Genomic DNA, 21,524 nt, shown 5'->3' on the forward strand with positions numbered 1-21,524 from the left:
TAAACATTCGGTGATTCTAACAACCTACAAAATAGCCTGTTATAACGAATAAATAACTACAAAATAATAGTTATATTAAAAAATCTACATTTAATCTTCTGTTTTCAGTATAAATAGGGAAAGAAAAGAATCATTGTGCTCTATTATTTTTCCTCGAAACACCAGATGACCAATTTAGCTGATTAAAGTGTTTTTGAATTTCATTTACAACCAATAAGTATTTGTCCTCATTTTCTTCATAAAAGGAACTTTCTATAAAGGTCGCCCATCCATGATACTCATACATTCTTTTATTCATCCTCTCTTGATTTAAAAGCCTTGGTGTCAATTGATCCTCCTTACTTTCAACAACTGATACTTTAAACAATTGTCCCACCTCATTCTGTGGAAATTAATATAATTATATTATACAATTTTATTTTTGTATATATTTATTTTATTAATCCCATCGAAACTTGTTGATAATTATTATATTTGTGAATATTTACCTTAATCGAATGAGTCATTCTGTTGTACGATTTGGAAAATACATTATTTAGACACATGCACGAGAGATGTAAGTAAGAGGCTTGTAAAATTCCTTCTCTACAGTGACCGCCAGCACCTGAGGATGAATTTCTTCTCAATTGCTTAGCGTAAATACGAAGACCAAAACACCAAAAAAGATAGGCATCGTTCTTTTAATGCATTTTTAATAGACTTTCTTGGAGGATATAAAAAAGGGACTTCCTCCGTTCTTGGTTTTTTTGGTTTGGTCACCGAAAAACTTCGCCAAGTTGGGGTAAAGTCCCTTTTTTATATTCTATCTCACCGTTTTTTGCGTTTCAATTGTAAGAGGTCCAAAAATATAATGAGTGAATGGTGTCTGCTTGATCAACCCTTTATTCATCCAGAGAGGATTAATGGACAAGGCTTCTCATAATTTTATAAGGCATTATTCTGATGAAATCCAAACCAGATAGTATAATTTTTCATCAATCAAATCAATATCTGCATACACCTCTCTTGTTAAATAACCATGGGTTTTTATCTTTATTAATTCAAATAGAAGGGAATAAGCTAATTTAGGATCTGTTGTTTTATACCCATTGTAATTGTGAAGAATTTCAGGATAAATTTCACTAGATATATATTCTTGCACTTCATACATTGATGAGAATATTTTGTTTTCTTCGTACCAAGTTACAAAGGTAGATTTATTTTTCTCGTAAATTTTATTCCCTTCTGTATTTGTAAATATAAATTCACTGTAACTGTCTGCTCGAAAATCTTTATCATCATTAGACATGGGTAACTCTCCCCTTATGTACATTTTAAAACAAAAGAAAAGGACGTTTAGTCCGTCCTCCCCTTTGTTATTACAATTTAATCTATTTGACAAGTAATACTAAAATTACCAGATGGTCTGTGAGCGGCAGTACCTACAGCACCTAAATTAATTTCTACAATATCTCCAGAATTCAACCTAGCCCCTTGTCCTCCCATATAATTATACCTAGTAATGCTTCCATGAAACAAGTAGTCATTAGCTCTATTGTGTGGAGCATAAATACTATTGCCGAAAAGTGTTCTAAAATAACCCAAACTTGGATTACTTACAGATCCACCAATTCCCGAAACTGTAACAAATGGACCAAAAAAAGCTTTGCCCTTCGGTGTGAGTTCAAAACCCCATTGTAGGGAATTTGTCATTGGATTATAATTTGTCGTAGTTCTTGAATATCCAGAAGCTCCAGGTCTCCAACCGGTATTGCAGCTTGGAGCATAAGCGCTACTTCTCGCAGCCTCAAACTCTTTCACGGAATTTATAGTAATACCTGGTGATAGCGTAAGATCTTCACCGATAATTTCCACGTATGATTGACCTGTCAGCTCCTCGGCTTGAACTGTAACAATACCCCAAAGGTTTAATAACAAAACTGCAGCTAAAAAAGACGATATTACCTTTCTGTAAAGTGAGCTCATCCTGATTACCTCCTTTTTTTTCGTTTCTTGTATGTATTGTAAAATGATGTAATTTAACTATACTATAGAATTATGTAGGAAACAATTGTTATATTTTTTATACAAATTTTGAAGGAAATTAGACAATATTGAACGACTTAAATGGGGATTATATTCGGTCTATTTGATCTTCAAAACTGGAAAATAAAGTTCCACAGCCTAGAGGTGAATCCTGTTAAGATGGAAATATCAGCAGTCATTTGGAATGCGTAGTATGAAAATTGATTTGGGATAAACTCGACCTGGCTTAGATACGGAAGTAGAGTTGCAACCAGATCAAAGAAAATAGTTGAAGTTTTTCCTATTACGGCTGATCTACGTTATGTAGATTTTGGATGGACTGTTGATTGGACCATACTCTTCAGTTGTACTGATCTCTAAATGTAGAAGACGAAAAAACCGCTGAGGAATAGCACCTGGCGGTTATCTTCCACAGTAATGTATCATACATCGTTATAGAGTTCGACATGTTTATTGTTATGATGAAGGTTTGTTCTTGCGTTCTTTATGCATAGGCAAGATGAAGAAGAAGTAATAAGCGATCATTGTTAGGATATACATTGTGATGTTAAAGGTTGTTAGTGGTAAAGTGAACAACATGACTACAACTGTTATAGGTAATAATATGATGTATCCCCATTTAAAAAAGTTCATTTGCCGTGCTCCTTTCATGTTTTTGTGTTAGGTATTTGGTCTTGCTGTTATAAGGCAATTGTCAGCTGTTTATTGCCTTATAGTCAATAATAAATGTATAATGAGGGTGAGGGATATGGGAACCAAACTTTCTGATTCCCCGTGTTTGCTTACGCTTGGAGTGTTTGTCCTTTCGTGGAGGATAGACACTCTTTTCATTTGTTGTGGATTCTTGTTGTAAGCGTTCGGGCTCTTTCCTTCCTTCATTCATTCTCTTAATAGTGGATTGTCGACAGTAAATCAAATAACTTTTTTTAAGGGCTGCATGGCGATACTGTACGGGCGTCAAATCTCCTAATGTTCCATGGATACGGTGCTCGTTAAACCAATTGACGTAATCGTACAATTCGAGTTCCAGGTGAGGAATACTCTGGAAGTTCATCTGGTTCACAAACTCTATTTTCATGATTTTGTAGGTGGCTTCAGTCACGGCGTTGTCATACGGACAGCCTTTCATACTCAGGGAACGTTTGATTTCAAACGTCTTCAGTAGCTCATCCATTTTCTGATTTTTGAACTCACGTCCCCGATCTGTATGAAACCACTGAATTTGACGCAAATCTCCGTTTACGCTGGTAAAGGCACGAATAATCAGAACAGCGTTCTTGTTCGGACCTGCACTATGGCCATTAATTTCTCGATTAAACAGGTCCACCAGCACACAATGTAATGCCATCGGTTCTGGACTTTCACATAAGTCAAATCGCTAACGACGAAGCGTTTGGCTTCCGTATGCTCAAACTCACGATCCAGGACATTCGCCGTAGTTGCTTCGTTACATGCCGTTTTATGAGGCTTGTATTGATGTTCTTTGGCTTCATAGTAGAATATACTTCTTGCGATTTGCAGGACGCCACACATTGCTGATACCAAGTATCTATCACGGCTGTTCTGGATGATAGCTACTTTGTCCCATGATCAGCGCGGCTTGCTTTAGAAAGTCGTTCTCCATTTTGAGGGCTGTTTCTCGTAAGGCAATGAGTTTATTCTCTTCTGCAGAGCGATTGTCCTTTTCCGAGAACGAGCCTGATGTTTGAAATTGCTTAATCCAACGATCCAAAGATGAGGCTGTGAGGACATATTCCTTTACAATTACTGCTCAGGACTTCCCGTTCTCATAGAACCCTACCATTTGTTTCTTGAATTCTGCTATAAATGTTCGTCGTTCTCTTGGCATTGTAAATCCGTTCCTTTTCCTATCTGCTTATTCTACTAGCCCTTATTTTTTCTGTCCAACTAAGTGTAGCTGATCAAGTAATCTATTCACAGATCTGTTCATCGCTAACGAGATCGTCCTCTTGTTTATAGGAGTAATCAGGCGCGGGACGACCGGCTTTATGGATTGTTGTGGCTTCTTACTGCATCCTGCCACATGTGCATAGTACGTAGATCGTTCGACATCGAGTACACGCAGCACAAAATTGATACTGTGCCCTTGGTCCTATATATTTCTGGGCAATCTCTATTTATCCGCAAGTGCAGGTTCATTTTTTTAGTAGGTCTTTGAGAATGTCCCTCTTTAAAACTTGCTCGGCAAAGAGCTTATTCAGTTTTTTCATTCTCTTTTTCAAGCTGTGCATAGTCTTCTGCCATTAGAACAAATTTAGCTTGCTTGATGCTGTGCCGTCCAATTGATCCAGATCGTTACGCTTTAGCTCTCTGGCCCATTTAAGAACATCTTAGGATCAAGCTCATATTGACGTGCTACCGCAGTCATAATTGCTGATCTCTTTCCCGTTGGCTACAACCATTTTTTTGAATTTCATTTGTATCTAAGTAAGGGGTGTACTGTCCAAGTCTAATAGGAGCATAGTAAGCTCGGTTGTACACATAACCATATTAGCAAGTTGTTTGTTATGTTTGGTGTGCTGAGCTGGATAAAATAGTCGGTATACCTAAATCCGTAGCAGCATTAAAATAGTAATTGTTAGAATAAAAAAATTGCTCATATTCCTGACTATAATGATGAACATCTTCAGTTAAATTTTCATTAAACTGAAGCTTAAATAAAGGAAACTAATGTAACCATGTTAACACAAAAGCATCACCAATAACTTCTAAGATGCATTAGGATACATGAATAACACAACCTGTTGAAATTGGTAGCCAAAAACGCTCTTCGTCACTTTGATATGGAATGAATTAGTATACCATGACAAATGGAATCCAAACCAAGCGTTTGTTAGTTAATGAAATTCCACGCACTCATCTTATTTTTTCATTATGTAAAGGCGGTCTTCTTATAGAGCAATGCGGATGATTTAATTCTAATTCCCAGCACATAGGAATGTTTTGTAAACTCAATCCCTTCATTACGGGAATTTAGGACCTCCGTAAGAATGTGACACTTTTTAGGAACAAATCTACCTGATACCACAAAACTCTTCTAACGCCTTCTTTCGCTACTTACACCTCCAATTTCCATTTAAATGTTTTTACACTCACTATTATGAATATCAGCCCTGCACCTATAACAATGAGCATATTTACATACAACGGAAACGCAATCGTAATATCTTTAAAAACCACTTGCTGTAAAGCTTGATTTAAATAGGTAAATGGATTAAATTGTGATACTGTCTTCATAAACCCTTTGACATTAGGCAACATGCCGCCATGACCACTAAATATATAGATAAAGACAATAATAAATCCACCCCATGCGCCTGCTACCTCTACACTGTTGAAAAATGTACTAAGCAATATACCAAACGTAAAGACCATAAACATTCCAAACAAAACCACTACAAAAAATAAAAATAATTGAGAAATTTGAATTGTCCCTAACATTAAAAGTATTCCGATTAATATGATCACCCATATTAAGGTATATATCGTTCTTAACAACAGCATAGAGAAAATAAATTCCCTTTTCTTCAATGGAGTTAGCTCGAATAACGCCATCGTGCCATTTTTTTTAATTTCTACAAGAGGTTGCATTATTGTAAATACAGCATTTTGATAACAATATGAATGTAAGTAAGCCAGGAAGCATGAACTCAAAAGAAGATATACCATTGATTTCTCCAACCTGTGCACCTATTAATGCATATAATCCAATAAAAAATATTGGGAAAAAGATTATAAAAAACATTGTTCTCGTGTCCCTAACTGTCTCCCTAAGCCCTGCTTTAAACACATTTTTGAAAGACTCACTCATCAATCCCATCCCTCCCTTACTAAGTCACCTGTTAATGAAACAAAAGCATCTTCTAATGTCTGAGTTTGCTGTGCATTTATAATCTGTTGAGGGCTATTTTGCACAATAATATGCTTGTCATGTAGTATAGCTACTTCATCGCATAACTGTTCTGCCTCTTCTATATAGTGAGTAGTTAAGAGAATTGTTTTGCCTTGATCACGCAACCCACGAATAATTGACCATAATGATCTGCGTATTTGGGGATCGAGACCGGCTGTCGGCTCATCTAAAATTAATAACTTCGGATTACCTATCATTGTCACTGCTAACAATACCCTCTGTTTCTGTCCACCTGATAAATGATCAATTCGCTTGTTACTTATTTGTTCCAAACCTAATTGACCCATCACTTGCTCAACAGGCAATGGATTAGGATAAAAGCTAGCAAACAACGTTAGTGTTTCAAATATAGTCTGCCGAGGCAATAATGCCGAAGTCTGCGGTTGCAATCCAACATGATACTTAATCGTGTCGTTAACTCGCTCAATATTTTTACCTAGGATAGTTACTTGGCCGCTATCTTTCTTCCTAAGACCAATCATCGTTTCGATCAGTGACGTTTTTCCCGCACCATTTCTTCCAAGAATGCCGAACACCGACCCTGTCTTAACTTTTAGGCAGATTTGATCTAGTACAAGATGTTCGCCATAGGATTTGCACATATTGTTTATTTCAATAATCATTGCAATCTCCCTTTCATATGTATCCAATTAAAAAAACTAGTCTCATTTCTATCAAACAATTATAGCTATCAAATAGACTGTACTAGATTTTGTTCATTCACTTATGTCAAAAAACAATGTAAGCGGACACTATGTAACCTCTAAACTATATTATATTTTAGTTATATACTCTATAGTTTTCCATAAAGTCTATATTCATACAATATTCGAGTTATGCATCAAAGAGGAAATTATTCTACCTGGGTAGAGTCTCTTACATGATTCAAATTATGTACTTTCACCTACCATTAACTAGCATAAAATATTCTAGTAAAAAACAATCACTCGGGATTCAGAATCGCTTCAAATAAAGCGACCTCGGCAAGTGTGATCTTTTTGATTGACGTTCATTTGAAGTTGTTGCTACCATAGCTCAAAGAAATAAGGTGAAGCTATTCACAATATTATCTTCTTATTTTTGAACGAAATGAATTGTAGAGGAGTCATTTAACAATGAAAAGAATCATCACACTAAACACTCGCAAACTAATGGATACCGTAAAACATGGTGGATGCGGCGCATGCCAAACTTCTTGCCAATCCGCTTGTAAAACTTCCTGCGGTGTTGCCAACCAGCGTTGTGAAAACACAATGAACAAATAAGATCTAATATTCGCCCACTGCTCTGTAGATGGGCGTCTATTTTTTAAGACGTTTTTTTACTTGTACTTAAAAAGGAGCTTGATTAGCAAGAATGATCCATCAATATCAACTTAACGGATATAATATCGTGCTCGACACCTACAGCGGCTCTGTGCATGTTGTGGATGATCTGGCGTATGAAATCATCGCGCTTTATGAGCATACATCCCCGAAAGAAATTGTGACTATGATGCTGGAAAAACATCAGCATGACTCAGCTATTTCCGAAAAGGATATTCGGGAAACGATCGCGGATATCGAGGAGCTAAAAAATACGGGGCAGCTCTTTACCGAGGATGAGTATGAAGGTCTCTCCCTGGATTTAAAAAATCGAAAAACGAATGTAAAAGCACTCTGCCTCAATGTCGCGCATACCTGCAATCTATCCTGCGACTATTGTTTTGCCAGTCAGGGAAAATACAACGGGGATCGAGCCATCATGAGCTATGAGGTTGGGCAAAGAGCCATCGACTACCTGTTGGAGAATTCGGGTCATCACCGAAACCTTGACGTCGACTTCTTCGGCGGAGAACCGCTTATGGCTTGGAAAGTGGTTAAACAAATTGTCGCTTATGCAAGAAGCAAAGAAAAAGAATACAAAAAGAAATTCCGGTTCACCTTCACGACCAATGGTATGCTGTTGAACGATGAAGTCACCGAGTTTTTAAATGAGGAAATGTACAATGTCGTCTTAAGCCTGGATGGACGAAAAGAGGTTCATGACCGGCTTCGCACTACCGTTAACGGAAAAGGCAGCTACGATCATATCGTACCCAAATTCCAAGAATTCGTTCGGAAGCGTGGAGATCAGGAGTACTATGTACGAGGAACCTACACCCGCAACAATGTCGACTTCACCAACGATATTTTTCATATCGCAGACCTTGGATTTGACAAGCTTTCAATGGAACCGGTCATCTGTGATCCACGGGAACCGTATGTACTGACCGAGGAGGATCTCCCGGAGATTTACAACCAGTATGAAATTCTCGCCAAGGAAATGATTGAGCGTGATGAACAAGGCAGAGGATTTACTTTTTATCATTACATGCTTGACCTTTCAGAAGGCCCTTGCGTTCAGAAAAGAATTAGCGGCTGTGGTTCAGGTACAGAGTATCTCGCGGTTACGCCTTGGGGTGAGCTATTCCCTTGCCACCAGTTTGTTGGGGATGAAGAGTACAGCATGGGGAACATCTGGGATGGAATCACCAAACCTGAGTTACAGTGCCAATTTAAAGAGAGCAACTGCTACTCGAAGCCGGAATGTAAGGATTGCTGGGCCAAGCTCTACTGTAGCGGCGGCTGTCCTGCCAACGCCCTACACGCGACGGGTTCCATCAACGGGATCTATGAATTCAGTTGCGATGTGTTCCGCAAGCGGGTTGAATGTGCCATGATGGCAAAAGTCGCCGAGTCCATTAGGGCTATGGAAAACGATAATCAATAGATTTATTTCAAGAAGGGCTGACTAAGTCGAACATGACTTTGGGTGCAGCCCTTTTCTTTTTGCTTAAACATTGCCGTATCCTTTAGTAGATTACATCTTTCCAGCTCTTTGTTTCAACCTTATGCTGATTCTTTGATGCAAATTCCGCAGCCTTCGAATTGTCACCGGAAACAACAGGAGCATCACGAGAGTACCTATAATCATATAGAGGGTTCGTATTCCCTTTTCTTTGGAGATCATTTGATCTACATGGTCCCCGACTAGAATGACGGGCTCGGAATGATCGCTTCCCGGAAGAGTGAACGGCTGCAATCGACCATTCCTCGCCTGTCCGATCACGGTAATCCAATCCCCCGATGAGACCGCATGATAGCCGTATGCCGTGCTTTTCGGATTTTTAACCAAAAGCGGACGAGAAGAACCGATCTCATCCACACGAAAGACTTGATCCGGCTCAACAGTCCTGTAATCAAGCGGCAGCCAGCTACTGTAGAACTGATACCGATCTGCCTGAATCTCCTGACCATTCACGCTTAACGAACCCCACACCGCAGGCGCTTCTTTATCATTCAGCTTAAAATCACAGCCGCTACGGCTGCATTCCCAGCGGAACGGTTCCTTTTGTAAAAGCGCATAGGTCTCTTGCAGGACACCTTCCTCTGTGTATGCCCCTTCAGTAACGACCTCGCCCTCCAATCTCACGATACCTGTCATGTCCTTGGTCAGTTGAGTGACGGGGGTGGAGTCCGTAATGATGGAAATCAAACTGCTAGTATACCACACCATGACTGCTGCGCCGGCCAGAACGATCCAACCGATCGCTTCGAACAGCAACAGCCCCCAACTGATTGACTGTTTCTTCTTAGGTCGCTTCGGATGTTTACGCTGATATGTATACGTTTCCGACCGCTTCAACTTCTTTCTTGATTTCTCATTCACAAGCTGCGCTCCTGCCTCCTCTTCCATTCACTTCCTAATCTGTATTTATACGTAGGTACGAAGTTATTAGTTTCGCATATGATGGAGCGCATTGGATAGGGTAAATAAACAATTAAAATGCTCTCCACCAATAGGAGAGCATTTTGTTTATGAGAGTTTAATTTATACTTTTGAGAATAATGACATGATTCGATTGGCAGCTTCTTTATATCCGCCAGCGTTGCGGAAGGAATCACCGATTTGCTCTGCATGTTCTCTGAAAGATGTATCATTAAGCACTTGAAGCAAGGCAGATTTTAGTAATTCTGGAGTCAGCTCGTTCTTGTCTAGTAAAATCCCTGCGCCCAACTTCTCTACCTGCTTCGCCACTATGGGTTGATCGGAACTTAATGGGATCATGACAAGAGGAACACCATAATACAATCCTTCACTAGTGCTGTTCATGCCTGCATGGGTGACAAAAGCATTGGATTGCTGTAACACTTCCAACTGAGGAACATACGGCTCAATGATGAAATGTGGAGGAATATAATCGGCTATCGGTTCCAGATCGGTGTCTTTGCCACAGGATAACACGAATTGAGCGGGAACATCTTGAAAAGCTTGGAAGCAAAATTTGTAGAATTCTACATCCTTGTTCAAGATGCTGCCCATTGAGATATATACGACCTTATCATACTGGCTTCTCAGTTGTTCAAATGGAAATGATGGAGCATCTGGACGCGGCGTAATAGAAGGACCAATAAAAATATAGCTATCATCAAGCTTTTCGACATCTGGTTGAAACTCTCGGCTTGTAAACACTATCTTATACTGACCATATTGGCGGGTAATATCTTCAATGACAGGCATATCAACATTGCATATATTAGCAACGTTCTGAGCTGCCTTTGTTACTCTGTCACGAAGTGCTTCTATATCCAGCTCTCCGGTATCAAACACCTCGACAATGTTGCTTAACGGCTCTGTAAAAGCTAAATTTGTAACCGAACAGAACGTAGGAACCCCGAATCTCTTTCCTAAAATATCCCCTCCCCAACAAAATAAAGAGTCAAAAATCACGTAATCAAACGAATCGTTCTCAGTCAACTTTAATATTTCTGGGATATGCGGTTCAATAATACCCCGTAAGATAAATTCAGTAAAGTTCAGCGGGTGTTTGAATTCGGTTGGGTTAAGGCCTAGTTCTCTGAACAAGTGTTCATCCAAATGATACGCTCTGTATTCTGCACCTGTCTGAGCAAGTCTTTCGCGGTATTCTTCTGTGCACATATAAACAACTTCTTCACCGTTCTCAATCAACTGCTTTACCAATCCTAATGTTGGATTGACATGTCCTTCTGCTGGAATTGTAACAAATAACACGCGTGCCATTTACTCCACCTCCAAAGTTTATAAACAATAGCTACCGAACGGTAGTAAACATAGCTCTAATCTCTTGCGCAGCTTGTTTAGAACCATCGGATGAACGTAAAGAATCTCCGATAAGTCTGGCTCTTTCTTTATAGCTGGAATCATTTAAAACCTTCAATAAAGCGGATTTCAAATCATCCGCTGTCAGGTTGTTCTTGTTCAGCATAATGCCTGCTCCTAATTCCTCTACACGCGCAGCTACAATCGGCTGATCCGAACTTAGGGGAATCATAACTAGCGGAACATTATAGTACAAAGCTTCACTTGTACTGTTCATGCCTGCGTGTGTGATAAAAACATCGGCATGTTGCAGTATTTCAAGCTGTGGTACATAAGGCTTTACGATGAAATTGTCAGGAATACGATCCGATAGCTGCCCCATGTCCGTCTCTTTTCCACAAGATAATACGAATTGAGCGGGTATATCTTGATAAGCAGCAAACAATAATTCATATAAATCCAAGTCTTTATTTAATACAGTTCCCATGGAAATGTAGACAACGTTCTGATGCTGTGCCCGAAGCAGATCGAGCGGAAAAGAAGGAGCATCTAGGCGCTGTACAATCGAAGGACCTATAAATTTAAAGCTATCATCAAATTGTTCGGAATCCGGCTGGAAATAGCGGCTCGTGAATACGAGTTTTAATTGACCATACTGGCGATAAAGATCTTCAATGGCAGGAACGGCAACGTTATATTTAGCGGCGATTGCTTGTGAATTAGCTTTAATACGCTCATTTAACGCTTCGAGGTCAATCCCTTCCATATCCACTCCAGCTTGATCATCTAGAGGGTTAAGATGAAGAAGATTGATAGGTTCTTGGAAAACAAAGTGGGTAACAGAGCATACAGTGGGAATTTTGAGGACTTCTGATAAAATATGTACGCCCCATCCAAATGAAGAGTCTACAATCATGTAGTCAAACGAATCCTTTTCTACTAACTTCAAAATAGCAGGAAGATGAGTTGCAATAGTGCCACGCAGCAAAAAATCGGTGAATTGGAGTGGGTGCTTCACTTCTAACAAATTGAAATCGAATTCAGCAAATATGTTTTCATCAAAAGGGTAGGCTCGAAATTGCGCCCCGGTGTGTCTCAGCTTTGTTCGATACTCTTCCGTACACAGGTAGACGACTTCATCTCCGCTATCTACCAGTTGTTTCACTAATCCTAATGAAGGATTCACGTGACCTTCCGCAGGAATGTTTACAAATAGCACTCGTGCCACACATACACCTCCAACATTATTCATATTATAGGATATTCTACTATTTAAGTATAAATTATGGGAAATCAATAATCAAATGGCATAACCAAGCTATTCGAAGAGAGGTTCAACCAATTCACTAAAAATAAAAAGACACAGGAGATGTCATTCATCTTGTCATCACTGTGTCTGTTCTATATCTTATTCAAACAATTGCTTATGCTTATTGAAAAACCGATAAAAAAATTGTACATTATCCAGTTCAAACCATTCTGCTGTTTGAAGAGGCTTGGCATTCAGATTATAAATTTTTGCATGTAGCGTACCTAAAACAAAGGGCGAATGAGTAGCAATAACAAATTGACTATCAAAATATCGTGCCAACTCATTGATTTGCTCTGCCACTCTTATTTGATTAGCAGGCGAAAGTGACGTTTCCGGCTCGTCCAATAAATACAATTGTCCTGGTCGCAAATATTCCTCAAAAAACTGCATGGACGTTTCTCCATTGGAGTATTTTTCTTGTGAAAATTGAATGTTCTCCATCTTCTTCTTAAACGCATACGTAGCTTCATATTGTTCTGCCTCAGCCTTGCTCATCCCTTTGTTAATTTGCTCATACAGTATTCCCTCACGCAGCACGGAAGATTGCTGGATCTTCTTGATCTCATATAAAATATCCTCTGATTTCATATATCGGCTTCCTTCCGGAAGCCTCCTGATTTCGCGCTCTTGCTCATCATACCCAAGCTGATAGCTACTCAAATCAAGGAATCGCTGAGCATAAATACTATGCTCATAGCTTGTCATTTTTTCAGCCCCCGAGATTCCTAGCTTGTTGGAAATTATATTGAGTAAAGTGGATTTTCCGCTACCGTTATTGCCATACAACACCGTAATTTTATCAAACAACAGCACCTCTCCAGCCACATGCTTAAATACATAATCAGGGTATATGTTGGGGTTTGGACTTGTATAATCAGAAAGCTTAAAGCTTCTTAAATAAATCATTGCCGCACTTCCTTCTACCTATCTTGTAGTTTGAATTCTATTTTACCAGAAAAAAATACAATAGGAATCGGACGAACCTCTGTACACGCTGCTGGGGCATTCTCGTTTTATCGGGAGAAAACATTTACTTCGCAGGTTTCACGTACTCAACTGGCTAAAGCCTAAATAAAAAGATCGAGTACGGGAGTAAATGTAAAATCTATCCCCTAACTCGATCTTTTTTTAACGGTCATCCCACAGCCAATAAAAAATCTGCTTTTTGGATAACCTCGTTTTTTCTATTCTTCCCAAACTTTAACTTCTTTCATCTTATCGCCTGGCTTGATGGAATCCACCAGTTCCATACCGCTGGTTACCTTTCCAAACACGGTATGAACTCCGTCCAGATGAGGCTGTGGGCCATAACAAATGAAGAATTGGCTCCCGCCCGTGTTAGGACCGGCATGCGCCATGGACAACACGCCTGTGTCATGTTTGGTTGTATTGGTTGCCGTCTCACAGTTGATCGTGTAGCCTGGCCCGCCTGTCCCATTTCCTTTCGGGCAACCGCCTTGCGCTACAAAACCCGGGATCACGCGATGAAAGCTGAGTCCGTTATAAAAGCCACTATTCGCCAATTTTTCAAAGTTGGCTACAGTATTCGGTGCTTCTTCCGGGAAAAAATCAATTTGAACAACTCCGCCGTTTTCTAACTCAATGGTACCTTTTTTCATTTCTTTTCACTTCCCTTAATTAAATGTTCAATTAGAGTGTCTCTAATTATTTTCAAGTGTTCATTACGTTCCCATTGTATCTTATTTGCAGCATCCGTTGCAATCAAGCCATCTCGGGAAATGAAAAAAAGAGATCGCTCCCAAGCATAGATACACAGGAGTGACCCCTTTCAGACAAATTCAATTAGCTTAACACGGTTTGTTTATTTATGCGTTCAGGCACCACGTCATGTCTGACAATATCCTCAAGACTCTCGCGGCGAACGACAAGCTGACCAACGCCGTCTTTAACGAACACAACCGCCGGTTTGCGAATGCGATTGTAATTGCTTGCCATCGAATAGTTGTAAGCTCCTGTACAAGAAACCGCAAGCAAATCGCCGGAATCGACTTTAGGAAGCTCAACATCCCAGATCAGCATATCACCGCTCTCACAGCATTTTCCTGCGATCGAAACGGTTTCTTCCACAGGCTCATTTGCCCGGTTTGCCAGAAGCGCCTCATACTTGGATTCATACAGTGCAGGACGAGGATTGTCAGTCATCCCTCCGTCAACGGCAACATATTTGCGCACATCCGGAATATCCTTGCTCGTCCCTACTGTGTAGAGAGTTGTCCCTGCATCCCCTACAATACTACGGCCTGGCTCCACCCAAATCTCTGGAAGCTCAGGAGCGATACCTTCAAAATGCAGCTTCACCGCATCCGTAATTGCCTGAACATATTGGGACACATGCAGCGGTGTTTCGCCTTCTACGTAACGGATGCCAAATCCGCCCCCTAGGTTAATAACGCTGAAAGTCACACTTAAACCTTCTTTAACCGTCCGTGAAAACTCGGCTACACGCTGGATTGCCATCTGAAAGCCCTCGACTTCAAAAATCTGTGATCCAATATGAGAATGCAGCCCCAAAAGTTCAAGGTTTGGCTGAGAAGCTGCAAGCTTGACCGCTTCATACGCCGAGCCATTGCCGATATCAAATCCAAACTTGGAATCGGTTTGCCCTGTCGAAATATACTCATGGGTGTGTGCTTCTACCCCAGGGGTCACTCGAAGAAGTATTTTGACCCGTTGCTCCTTCCTAGCGGCAATAGCCTGCAGCATCCGAAGCTCGATTTCATTGTCTACGACAAAACAGCCGATACGTGCATCCAAAGCCATTTCAATTTCATCCGGAGTCTTGTTATTCCCGTGAAAATGAATACGATCCGCGGGAAATCCCGCTTGGAGCGCCGTGTAAAGCTCACCGTCAGATACGACATCCAGAGACAATCCTTCTTCTTCCGCCAGACGGCACATCGCCATCACACAAAATGCCTTGCTTGCATAAGCAACTTGAAATTTCAAGCCTGAAGCCTTGAAAGCTTCTGTATATTCTCTGCAGCGTTGACGAACAAGCTGCTCATCTACAACATAAAGTGGGGTTCCAAATTGTGCTTGTAAATCCACTGTATCACAACCGCCAATTTCCAAATGGCCGCGATCATTGATTCTGCTAGTCCCGTGTAAAAACATCCACAATTCCTCCGATCGATAATTATAAGCTAAATCGAATAATTGTTCACAGTATAGCAGACAACGAATCGTAAATAAAATAGATTTTTCAACATAACCTTTGTGTTATTTGTTATTGCTTCCTTCTTGGACTCATCTCAGAACCCATCTTGCTGCTATCTCTCGCTTTATTCAAAGTCGGACGTGTTCTGGAATAAAGGAGCGGCTTACGAAACAGCACCTCACCCATTGCTTTTGCACTAAATGGAATGAACGGCCATAGATAGGAAGAGTTGTATGAACGATGGGTCGTCAGCATTAAAACAAACAAGGTCGTTCCGATAACGATCCCTTTTACTCCGAATAACGCCACTGCAATCAGAAGTGCAAGGCGTACAATCCGGTTAGCTAATCCCAGTTCATAACTTGGTGTCGCAAACATTCCAATCGTAGCAATGGACATATAAAGCACCACTTCATTCACAAAAAAGCCGGTTTTAACAGCCATATCTCCGATCAATATTGCTGCGATCAAGCCCATGGCTGATGCCAATGGTGTTGGTGTATGAACAGCAGCCAGACGCAGCAGGTCCACTCCGAATTCGACGATTAAAAACTGCATAATAATCGGGATTTTAGCATTTTGCTGCGGTCCCAATATATCAAGATACGGAGGCTTTAACTCCGGATGTATAACAAACAACATCCAGAGCGGTAAAAGAAACATCGATGCAAATATTCCACCAAAACGAACCCACCGCAGGTAAGTACCCATAAATGGCGTCTGCCTGTTTTCTTCAGCGTGCTGACACAAATCGAAAAACGTTGTCGGCACAATCATGACGCTTGGGGAGGTATCCACCATCACAACGACTCTGCCTTCGAGCAAATGGGAGGAAACTACGTCAGGCCGCTCTGAATATCGAACCAGCGGATAAGGATGCCATCCTTTATTAACGATGGCTTCTTCCAGCTGCTTGTCTCCGAGTGGCAGACCTTCCAGATCAAGCCCGTTAATTTTGTGACGGATCGCTTCCACCTGCGACCTATCGACAATATCATCGATGAACAGTAAACACACATCCGTTTGTGTACGCCGCCCTACCTGCATAATTTCACAGTGGAGCCCTGGGTCCCGTATACGGCGCCGGATCATATTAATGTTCATAACGAGCGTTTCCGTAAAACCGTCTCTGGCTCCTCTTATGACCTTTTCAACCGCTGGCTCTTCGGGAGAACGTATAGGATATTTCCTAAGATCCAGTACAATAGCTTTGTCTTCACCTTCAACAAAAATGACACACAAACCCCAAAGCACTTTATCAATCGCTTCGCTAAGTTTCGTCGTCTCGTCTACCTGGGAATACGGAATGTAATGATTTTTGATCGAGGATATTGGATCATTGCCTATATCATCCGGAGTTAAATAGCTTAGACGCTCTAAAATTTTTACTACTACTGCATCTACAACAAAGCCATTCAAAAACAGCAGGCCGATTCTTTTTTCAGCAACCGTCATTTCACGCAGGATAACATCGAATGAAATATCAAGTCCCACAACCTCTTTTAACGTCTTCTTCAGTTGTTCGAAATCAGTCGGGACATTATCGGAACCTTGCCAGTACTCTACAGATTCCTTCGTATTGTTTGAGGTTTCCGCATTTCTCTTTTTTATGATCTCCTCATCTTCCCGTGACTTGATATCAGAAGGAGAAACTTCAGGAGCATCATTCTTCTCCCCATTAGCGATCGAGCTCTTCTCATTATCCATGTACCTTCCCTCCTATTGCTGTGCTGCCATCCGCCTTATTGCCGGTAAACAAACCAATCGAACAAAGACCCTGCAACTTTTCCGGCAACCATCGCCATTAACAATCCAAATAAATAATCCGTCAGCCTTAACCGTTTGGCCAATATCGGAAGAACATTTAATACTTCAGTCAAAGCTGCTGCCAACAGACCGATAAATACGCCGCAAAACAGACCGATAATCGTACTGACCACAGAACCCAAAGAGATTTTCCACATCCAGAAGTCAGCCATTGTTCCGACGAGCGATCCGGTAATCAATGCTCCCTCATACCAGTGGACACGGTCATAGGTCCATGTTAATTGTGATAGTCTCGGTACAATATCAAGCACAATAATAAGTGCAATGACGCCACCGCCAACGGCAATTCCCCCGGCTATTCCAAGAAGGATAGAAGTCAACTGCTGTACCAGGGTCATCATCATTTCCACACAGATCCTCTCTGGTGCTCCTTGTCCTTCTCCATCGTTCTTATCTTCTTGTATTCTTCAGCGACTACAAATTGATCAAGATTTTCCTGGTATAAATACATCTCGACCTCAAGCGGAGTAGGTTCCTCATTCCATTTCTTTTTAAATAAATGATTGAAGAACACCGTCATCCCGAAGCCGATCCCAAGTGAATAAGCAATCTGGAACAAATAAGGATGTTCATCCCGTTTTCCTGTCACCATCTCGACGATTCGAATATGCACCTCCTGCATGTTCACGTCGGCATGAAAGTTCATAATGGTTAGAGCGGAACCAAAAAACAGAAGAAGCCATATGACCGGAAACCAAAATCGGGATGACTTCATTGTGGGACCGATAAGCTCTATCAAAGTATAGTGGTTACCTATCTGTTCAATATGCGCTTCCGGAATGAGCTGCCGAATCTTTGGGATGATTAGAATTAAATCCATCAGAAGCCGATTTCCGTCTTGTTTCATGGGATGAACCAAAGGCAAGCTTCTCAGCTTCTCTTCCCATTCCGGGTCACAAATAATAAAAGCAACATCTCCGAGTTTGACGGTTTGATCTCTGGGCAGACGGATTCGGCTCCGTAATTGCAGAAACACCGTCGGAGTGGGATTGGCCTTCATCCGGAACACTCCTTTGCTGCTAAATTATCATTAGTATGGGAAATGAATGCTCATCCTACTCTTTTTTACCTTGCCATATGCAGCCAGATACTAAAAAAACTTACAGATCCAGAGCAAAAAAAAAGCAGGCCATCAAAGGGGTTGCCTCCCTTGCATAGCCTGCTTGTTCTTCATTATTAACACTATTGTGCAATTTGACTGCGGATATTTTGCAATATTTTTTTCTCAAGTCTTGAAACCTGCACCTGCGATATGCCAAGGCGACTGGCTACTTCCGACTGTGTCTGATCACGGTAGTAACGCAAATAAACAATAAGCCGTTCACGTTCAGTCAAGCCGCCGATCGCTTCATTCAGTGCAAGCTTGTCAAACCATCGCTCTTGGGACTCATCCGCAATCTGATCCATCAATGTAATAGGATCTCCATCATTCTCAAATACCGTTTCATGAATCGAGGTTGGCGGCTTGTTAGCTTCCTGGGCAAACACCACTTCCTCCGGTGTTACACCGAGTTCTTCCGCGACCTCCTTAATTGTAGGCAGCCGATCCAGCTGCTTCGAGAGCTCGTCCCTCTTTTTCCTGACTTTATTGGCCATCTCTTTTAAAGAGCGGCTTACCTTCAGCGTACCATCATCGCGTAAAAAACGCTGAATCTCTCCGATAATCATAGGCACGGCATACGTCGAGAACTTTACGTCATAACTGAGATCGAATTTGTCAACGGATTTCAGAAGACCGATGCAACCGATCTGAAATAAATCCTCTGGTTCGTAGCCTCGATTCATGAACCGCTGCACAACAGACCAGACAAGACGAATATTACAGTTCACGAGCGTATCCCGGGCAACTGTATCCCCACTTTGGCTAAGTGCAATCAGACGTTTGACCTCCGCATCATCCAAAAATGTCTGCGAAGTCTTCTTCACATCGGCATCCATTTGTCCAACCCCTAATTATATAAAGCTTTCTTGGATTCGATCCTTTTTTTCATTTTGATCGATGTGCCGTTCCCCGGCTCGCTGGTAACATCAAATTCGTCCATAAAATTCTCCATGATGGTAAAGCCCATGCCTGATCGCTCAAGTTCTGGTTTAGAAGTATAGAGCGGCTGCTTGGCCATTTCAAGATCTTCAATTCCATGCCCGTTATCCTCAATGACAAGCGTGATCATATCACCATCGATCGCGACCTCAATTTTCACTACACCTTCAGGATTGCTGTCATAACCATGAATAATGCAGTTGGTTACCGCTTCAGACACGACTGTTTTTAAATCACTAAGCTCATCCATGGTCGGATCAAGCTGAGATATAAACGCAGCCACAGCCACTCGGGCAAAGGATTCATTTTCCGATTTTGCGGCAAACTCCAGAGTCATGAAATTATGCTGCGTTTTTCCTTCACTCATGACACTACCTCCAAACCCGAGAGTGCAGTACTCTCATTTTCATAAATAGGCATGATCTTAAACAACCCTGACATTTCAAGCAGACGATACACCGGTGTGGTTACGTCACAGAGCGCCATTTTACCGCCCTTTTGTTTAATGAGCTTGTACCGCCCGAGAATAACACCGAGTCCCGAACTGTCCATAAACTCAAGATCCTTTAGACAAAGAACCAAATGCTCTGTCTGACGTCGCTGGATAGCGTCATCCAGCTGCAATCGAACATGATCGGCCGTATGATGATCCAGTTCCCCTGAAAGCCTGACGATCAGCACATGCCGCTGGTGCTCCATATTAACTTTCAGATTCATGTTTGCTCACTCTCCTCCCTTACATGAACAAAGATTTCTACGCCTGCAAAAGAGTTTCCTGCCCCCCGACAAAACTAGAAGAAAACTCCTATTAGTCTACATGAAACAACTTTCCTGTCGTACGCTTGAACAGCTTCCACCATCCTGCTTTCTTCACATCTTCAGGTGCTTTGAGATCAAACTCCTTTACAAGCGTATCTCCTTGGTATACCGACAGCTTGCCAACGACTTGCCCTGCGGAGATCGGTGCCTTTATGCTCTTTGGAAGAAGAACTTCATGCCGAAGAGTAGCTGATTTTCCGCCTTTTTTAACCAACACGCTGTAATTCTGATCTGCCGTAAGCTCCAACTGAGGTACAGCGCCTTTGGAAATTTGAATATTGCCTAGCGCATCCCCTTTTTTATAAAGTGAGTGCTTGCTGTATTGGGAAAATGCATAATCGAACATACGAGAAATTTCATTGTTTCGGGTTTTCGTATCCGGCGCCCCAAGTACAACGGCTACGGTACGAAGCCCATCCCGCTTTGCTGTTGCCGAAAGACAAAACTTCGCTTCCGAGGTATAGCCGGTTTTAAGGCCGTCAGCTCCTGTATAGAAACGAACCAGCTTATTCGTATTCACTAACCAGAATGGCTTTTGAGTATCCTTACGCAGATAATCCTGGTAAGCTCCTGTAAATTTTGTAACCTGCTCATATTTGAGCAACTCTCGGCTCATTAAAGCAATATCGTGAGCCGTACTGTAATGATTCTCGGCCGGAAGCCCATTGGAGTTTGCAAAGTTTGTATTCTTCATTCCAAGTTCCGCTGCCTTTTCATTCATCATCTTGACAAATTCTTCTTCAGAGCCTGCGATTTTTTCAGCGATCGCTACAGATGCATCGTTGCCGGATGCCATCGCGATCCCCTTCAGCATCTCTTCGACAGTCATTTCTTCACCCGGCTCCAAAAAAATTTGTGAGCCTCCCATCGAAGCCGCAAAATCGCTTGTCCGCACCATGTCGGTCATTTTTAGCCTGCCGTCCTCTACAGCTTCCATCGTTAACAGCATCGTCATAATTTTCGTAATACTGGCTGGAGGCAGCTTATCATGGCTGTTTTTTTCGTAAATGATCGTTCCAGTATCCGCATCCAGCAAAATGGCTGAGCGCGACGTCGGCGCAAGCTCACTGTCAGATGATCCGCCACCTTTTTTCTCATCTGCATAGCTTGCAGCAGCCGGTGAAATAGCAACACAAAGTGAAAGTATGCCGGCAATTAACGCTTTTTTCATATCCATCCCCTCCTGACAAATCTTCATGCTTATCCCATTGTTACAACGGGTCTGTTTCCCATTGTCGGCAGGTTGGAAGTAAATTATTCCAGATAATTGAGGGTTCAGGTATAA

General features: G+C 41.5%; 20 protein-coding genes and 1 pseudogene. 2 read left to right on the forward strand and 19 right to left on the reverse strand.

Features of this window, described 5'->3' with window-relative positions; translation table 11 throughout:
• Positions 1 to 130 precede the first annotated feature (130 nt).
• The 6 genes and pseudogenes from C8268_RS12825 to C8268_RS12850 all read right to left on the reverse strand — a co-directional run bounded on the left by C8268_RS12825 (position 131) and on the right by C8268_RS12850 (position 6,582).
• Positions 131 to 367 carry an Imm7 family immunity protein gene (locus tag C8268_RS12825; protein ID WP_106768034.1) on the reverse strand — a complete coding sequence of 79 codons (237 nt, stop codon included), beginning with the start codon at positions 365 to 367 and terminating at the stop codon, positions 131 to 133.
• 567 nt (positions 368 to 934) lie between these two features.
• Entirely contained in the window at positions 935 to 1,288 is a 354-nt protein-coding gene (locus C8268_RS12830; protein ID WP_106768035.1) for a hypothetical protein, read from the reverse strand.
• A gap of 77 nt (positions 1,289 to 1,365) precedes the next feature.
• Complete coding sequence (locus tag C8268_RS12835) at positions 1,366 to 1,965, reverse strand: hypothetical protein (RefSeq protein WP_106768036.1); 600 nt, start codon at positions 1,963 to 1,965, stop codon at positions 1,366 to 1,368.
• 973 nt (positions 1,966 to 2,938) lie between these two features.
• Positions 2,939 to 3,874 (reverse strand): annotated as a pseudogene (locus tag C8268_RS12840) (IS3 family transposase); the annotation flags it as partial.
• Positions 3,875 to 5,103: 1,229 nt separating this feature from the next.
• Positions 5,104 to 5,727 carry an ABC transporter permease gene (locus C8268_RS12845; protein ID WP_158702736.1) on the reverse strand — a complete coding sequence of 208 codons (624 nt, stop codon included), beginning with the start codon at positions 5,725 to 5,727 and terminating at the stop codon, positions 5,104 to 5,106.
• Between the two features lie 129 nt (positions 5,728 to 5,856).
• Positions 5,857 to 6,582 (reverse strand): ABC transporter ATP-binding protein, encoded by a 726-nt coding sequence (locus C8268_RS12850; protein ID WP_106768038.1) that lies wholly within the window; start codon positions 6,580 to 6,582, stop codon positions 5,857 to 5,859.
• A 492-nt stretch (positions 6,583 to 7,074) separates the two neighbouring features.
• Between C8268_RS12850 and scfA the strand changes: the two genes are divergently transcribed.
• Both scfA and scfB read left to right on the forward strand, forming a co-directional pair.
• The gene (gene scfA, locus C8268_RS12855) at positions 7,075 to 7,224 is read left to right on the forward strand and encodes a six-cysteine ranthipeptide SCIFF (RefSeq protein ID WP_106768039.1); all 150 of its coding nucleotides are present in this window, start codon (positions 7,075 to 7,077) and stop codon (positions 7,222 to 7,224) included.
• A 91-nt stretch (positions 7,225 to 7,315) separates the two neighbouring features.
• Entirely contained in the window at positions 7,316 to 8,710 is a 1,395-nt protein-coding gene (gene scfB, locus C8268_RS12860; protein WP_106768040.1) for a thioether cross-link-forming SCIFF peptide maturase, read from the forward strand.
• Between the two features lie 90 nt (positions 8,711 to 8,800).
• On the opposite strand, the gene C8268_RS12865 is transcribed toward scfB, so the two are convergent.
• From C8268_RS12865 to C8268_RS12925, 13 genes are all read right to left on the reverse strand, one after another.
• Complete coding sequence (locus tag C8268_RS12865) at positions 8,801 to 9,649, reverse strand: hypothetical protein (protein ID WP_158702737.1); 849 nt, start codon at positions 9,647 to 9,649, stop codon at positions 8,801 to 8,803.
• Between the two features lie 162 nt (positions 9,650 to 9,811).
• On the reverse strand, positions 9,812 to 11,023 hold the full coding sequence (locus C8268_RS12870) for a macrolide family glycosyltransferase (protein WP_106768042.1): 1,212 nt from the start codon (positions 11,021 to 11,023) through the stop codon (positions 9,812 to 9,814).
• Positions 11,024 to 11,054: 31 nt separating this feature from the next.
• Complete coding sequence (locus tag C8268_RS12875; protein ID WP_106768043.1) at positions 11,055 to 12,290, reverse strand: macrolide family glycosyltransferase; 1,236 nt, start codon at positions 12,288 to 12,290, stop codon at positions 11,055 to 11,057.
• A 180-nt stretch (positions 12,291 to 12,470) separates the two neighbouring features.
• A complete protein-coding gene (locus C8268_RS12880; protein WP_106768044.1) occupies positions 12,471 to 13,280 on the reverse strand; it encodes an AAA family ATPase in 810 nt (269 codons plus the stop codon).
• Positions 13,281 to 13,558: 278 nt separating this feature from the next.
• Entirely contained in the window at positions 13,559 to 13,993 is a 435-nt protein-coding gene (locus C8268_RS12885) for a peptidylprolyl isomerase (RefSeq protein WP_106768045.1), read from the reverse strand.
• A gap of 184 nt (positions 13,994 to 14,177) precedes the next feature.
• Positions 14,178 to 15,509: a diaminopimelate decarboxylase gene (gene lysA / locus C8268_RS12890; RefSeq protein WP_106768046.1), complete on the reverse strand. Its 1,332-nt coding sequence runs from the start codon at positions 15,507 to 15,509 to the stop codon at positions 14,178 to 14,180.
• Between the two features lie 112 nt (positions 15,510 to 15,621).
• Positions 15,622 to 17,259, reverse strand: a complete 1,638-nt coding sequence (locus C8268_RS12895; protein ID WP_106768047.1) for a spore germination protein — start codon at positions 17,257 to 17,259, stop codon at positions 15,622 to 15,624.
• 35 nt (positions 17,260 to 17,294) lie between these two features.
• Entirely contained in the window at positions 17,295 to 17,723 is a 429-nt protein-coding gene (locus C8268_RS12900; protein WP_106769940.1) for a stage V sporulation protein AB, read from the reverse strand.
• A complete protein-coding gene (locus C8268_RS12905; protein ID WP_106768048.1) occupies positions 17,720 to 18,379 on the reverse strand; it encodes a stage V sporulation protein AA in 660 nt (219 codons plus the stop codon). The genes C8268_RS12900 and C8268_RS12905 overlap by 4 nt, the downstream gene beginning before the upstream one ends.
• Positions 18,380 to 18,561: 182 nt before the next feature.
• The gene (gene sigF / locus C8268_RS12910; RefSeq protein WP_106768049.1) at positions 18,562 to 19,317 is read right to left on the reverse strand and encodes an RNA polymerase sporulation sigma factor SigF; all 756 of its coding nucleotides are present in this window, start codon (positions 19,315 to 19,317) and stop codon (positions 18,562 to 18,564) included.
• 11 nt (positions 19,318 to 19,328) lie between these two features.
• A complete protein-coding gene (spoIIAB, locus tag C8268_RS12915; protein WP_106768050.1) occupies positions 19,329 to 19,787 on the reverse strand; it encodes an anti-sigma F factor in 459 nt (152 codons plus the stop codon).
• A complete protein-coding gene (gene spoIIAA / locus C8268_RS12920; protein WP_106768051.1) occupies positions 19,784 to 20,137 on the reverse strand; it encodes an anti-sigma F factor antagonist in 354 nt (117 codons plus the stop codon). Before spoIIAA ends, spoIIAB begins: the two co-directional genes overlap by 4 nt.
• Before the next feature lie 91 nt (positions 20,138 to 20,228).
• Positions 20,229 to 21,410, reverse strand: coding sequence for a D-alanyl-D-alanine carboxypeptidase family protein (locus tag C8268_RS12925; protein ID WP_106768052.1), 1,182 nt, complete (start codon positions 21,408 to 21,410; stop codon positions 20,229 to 20,231).
• Positions 21,411 to 21,524: the final 114 nt, after the last annotated feature.

Origin of the sequence: Paenibacillus faecalis, assembly GCF_900289175.1 — a bacterium.
In the GTDB taxonomy this organism is placed as follows: Bacteria; Bacillota; Bacilli; order Paenibacillales; family Paenibacillaceae; genus Paenibacillus_AQ; species Paenibacillus_AQ faecalis.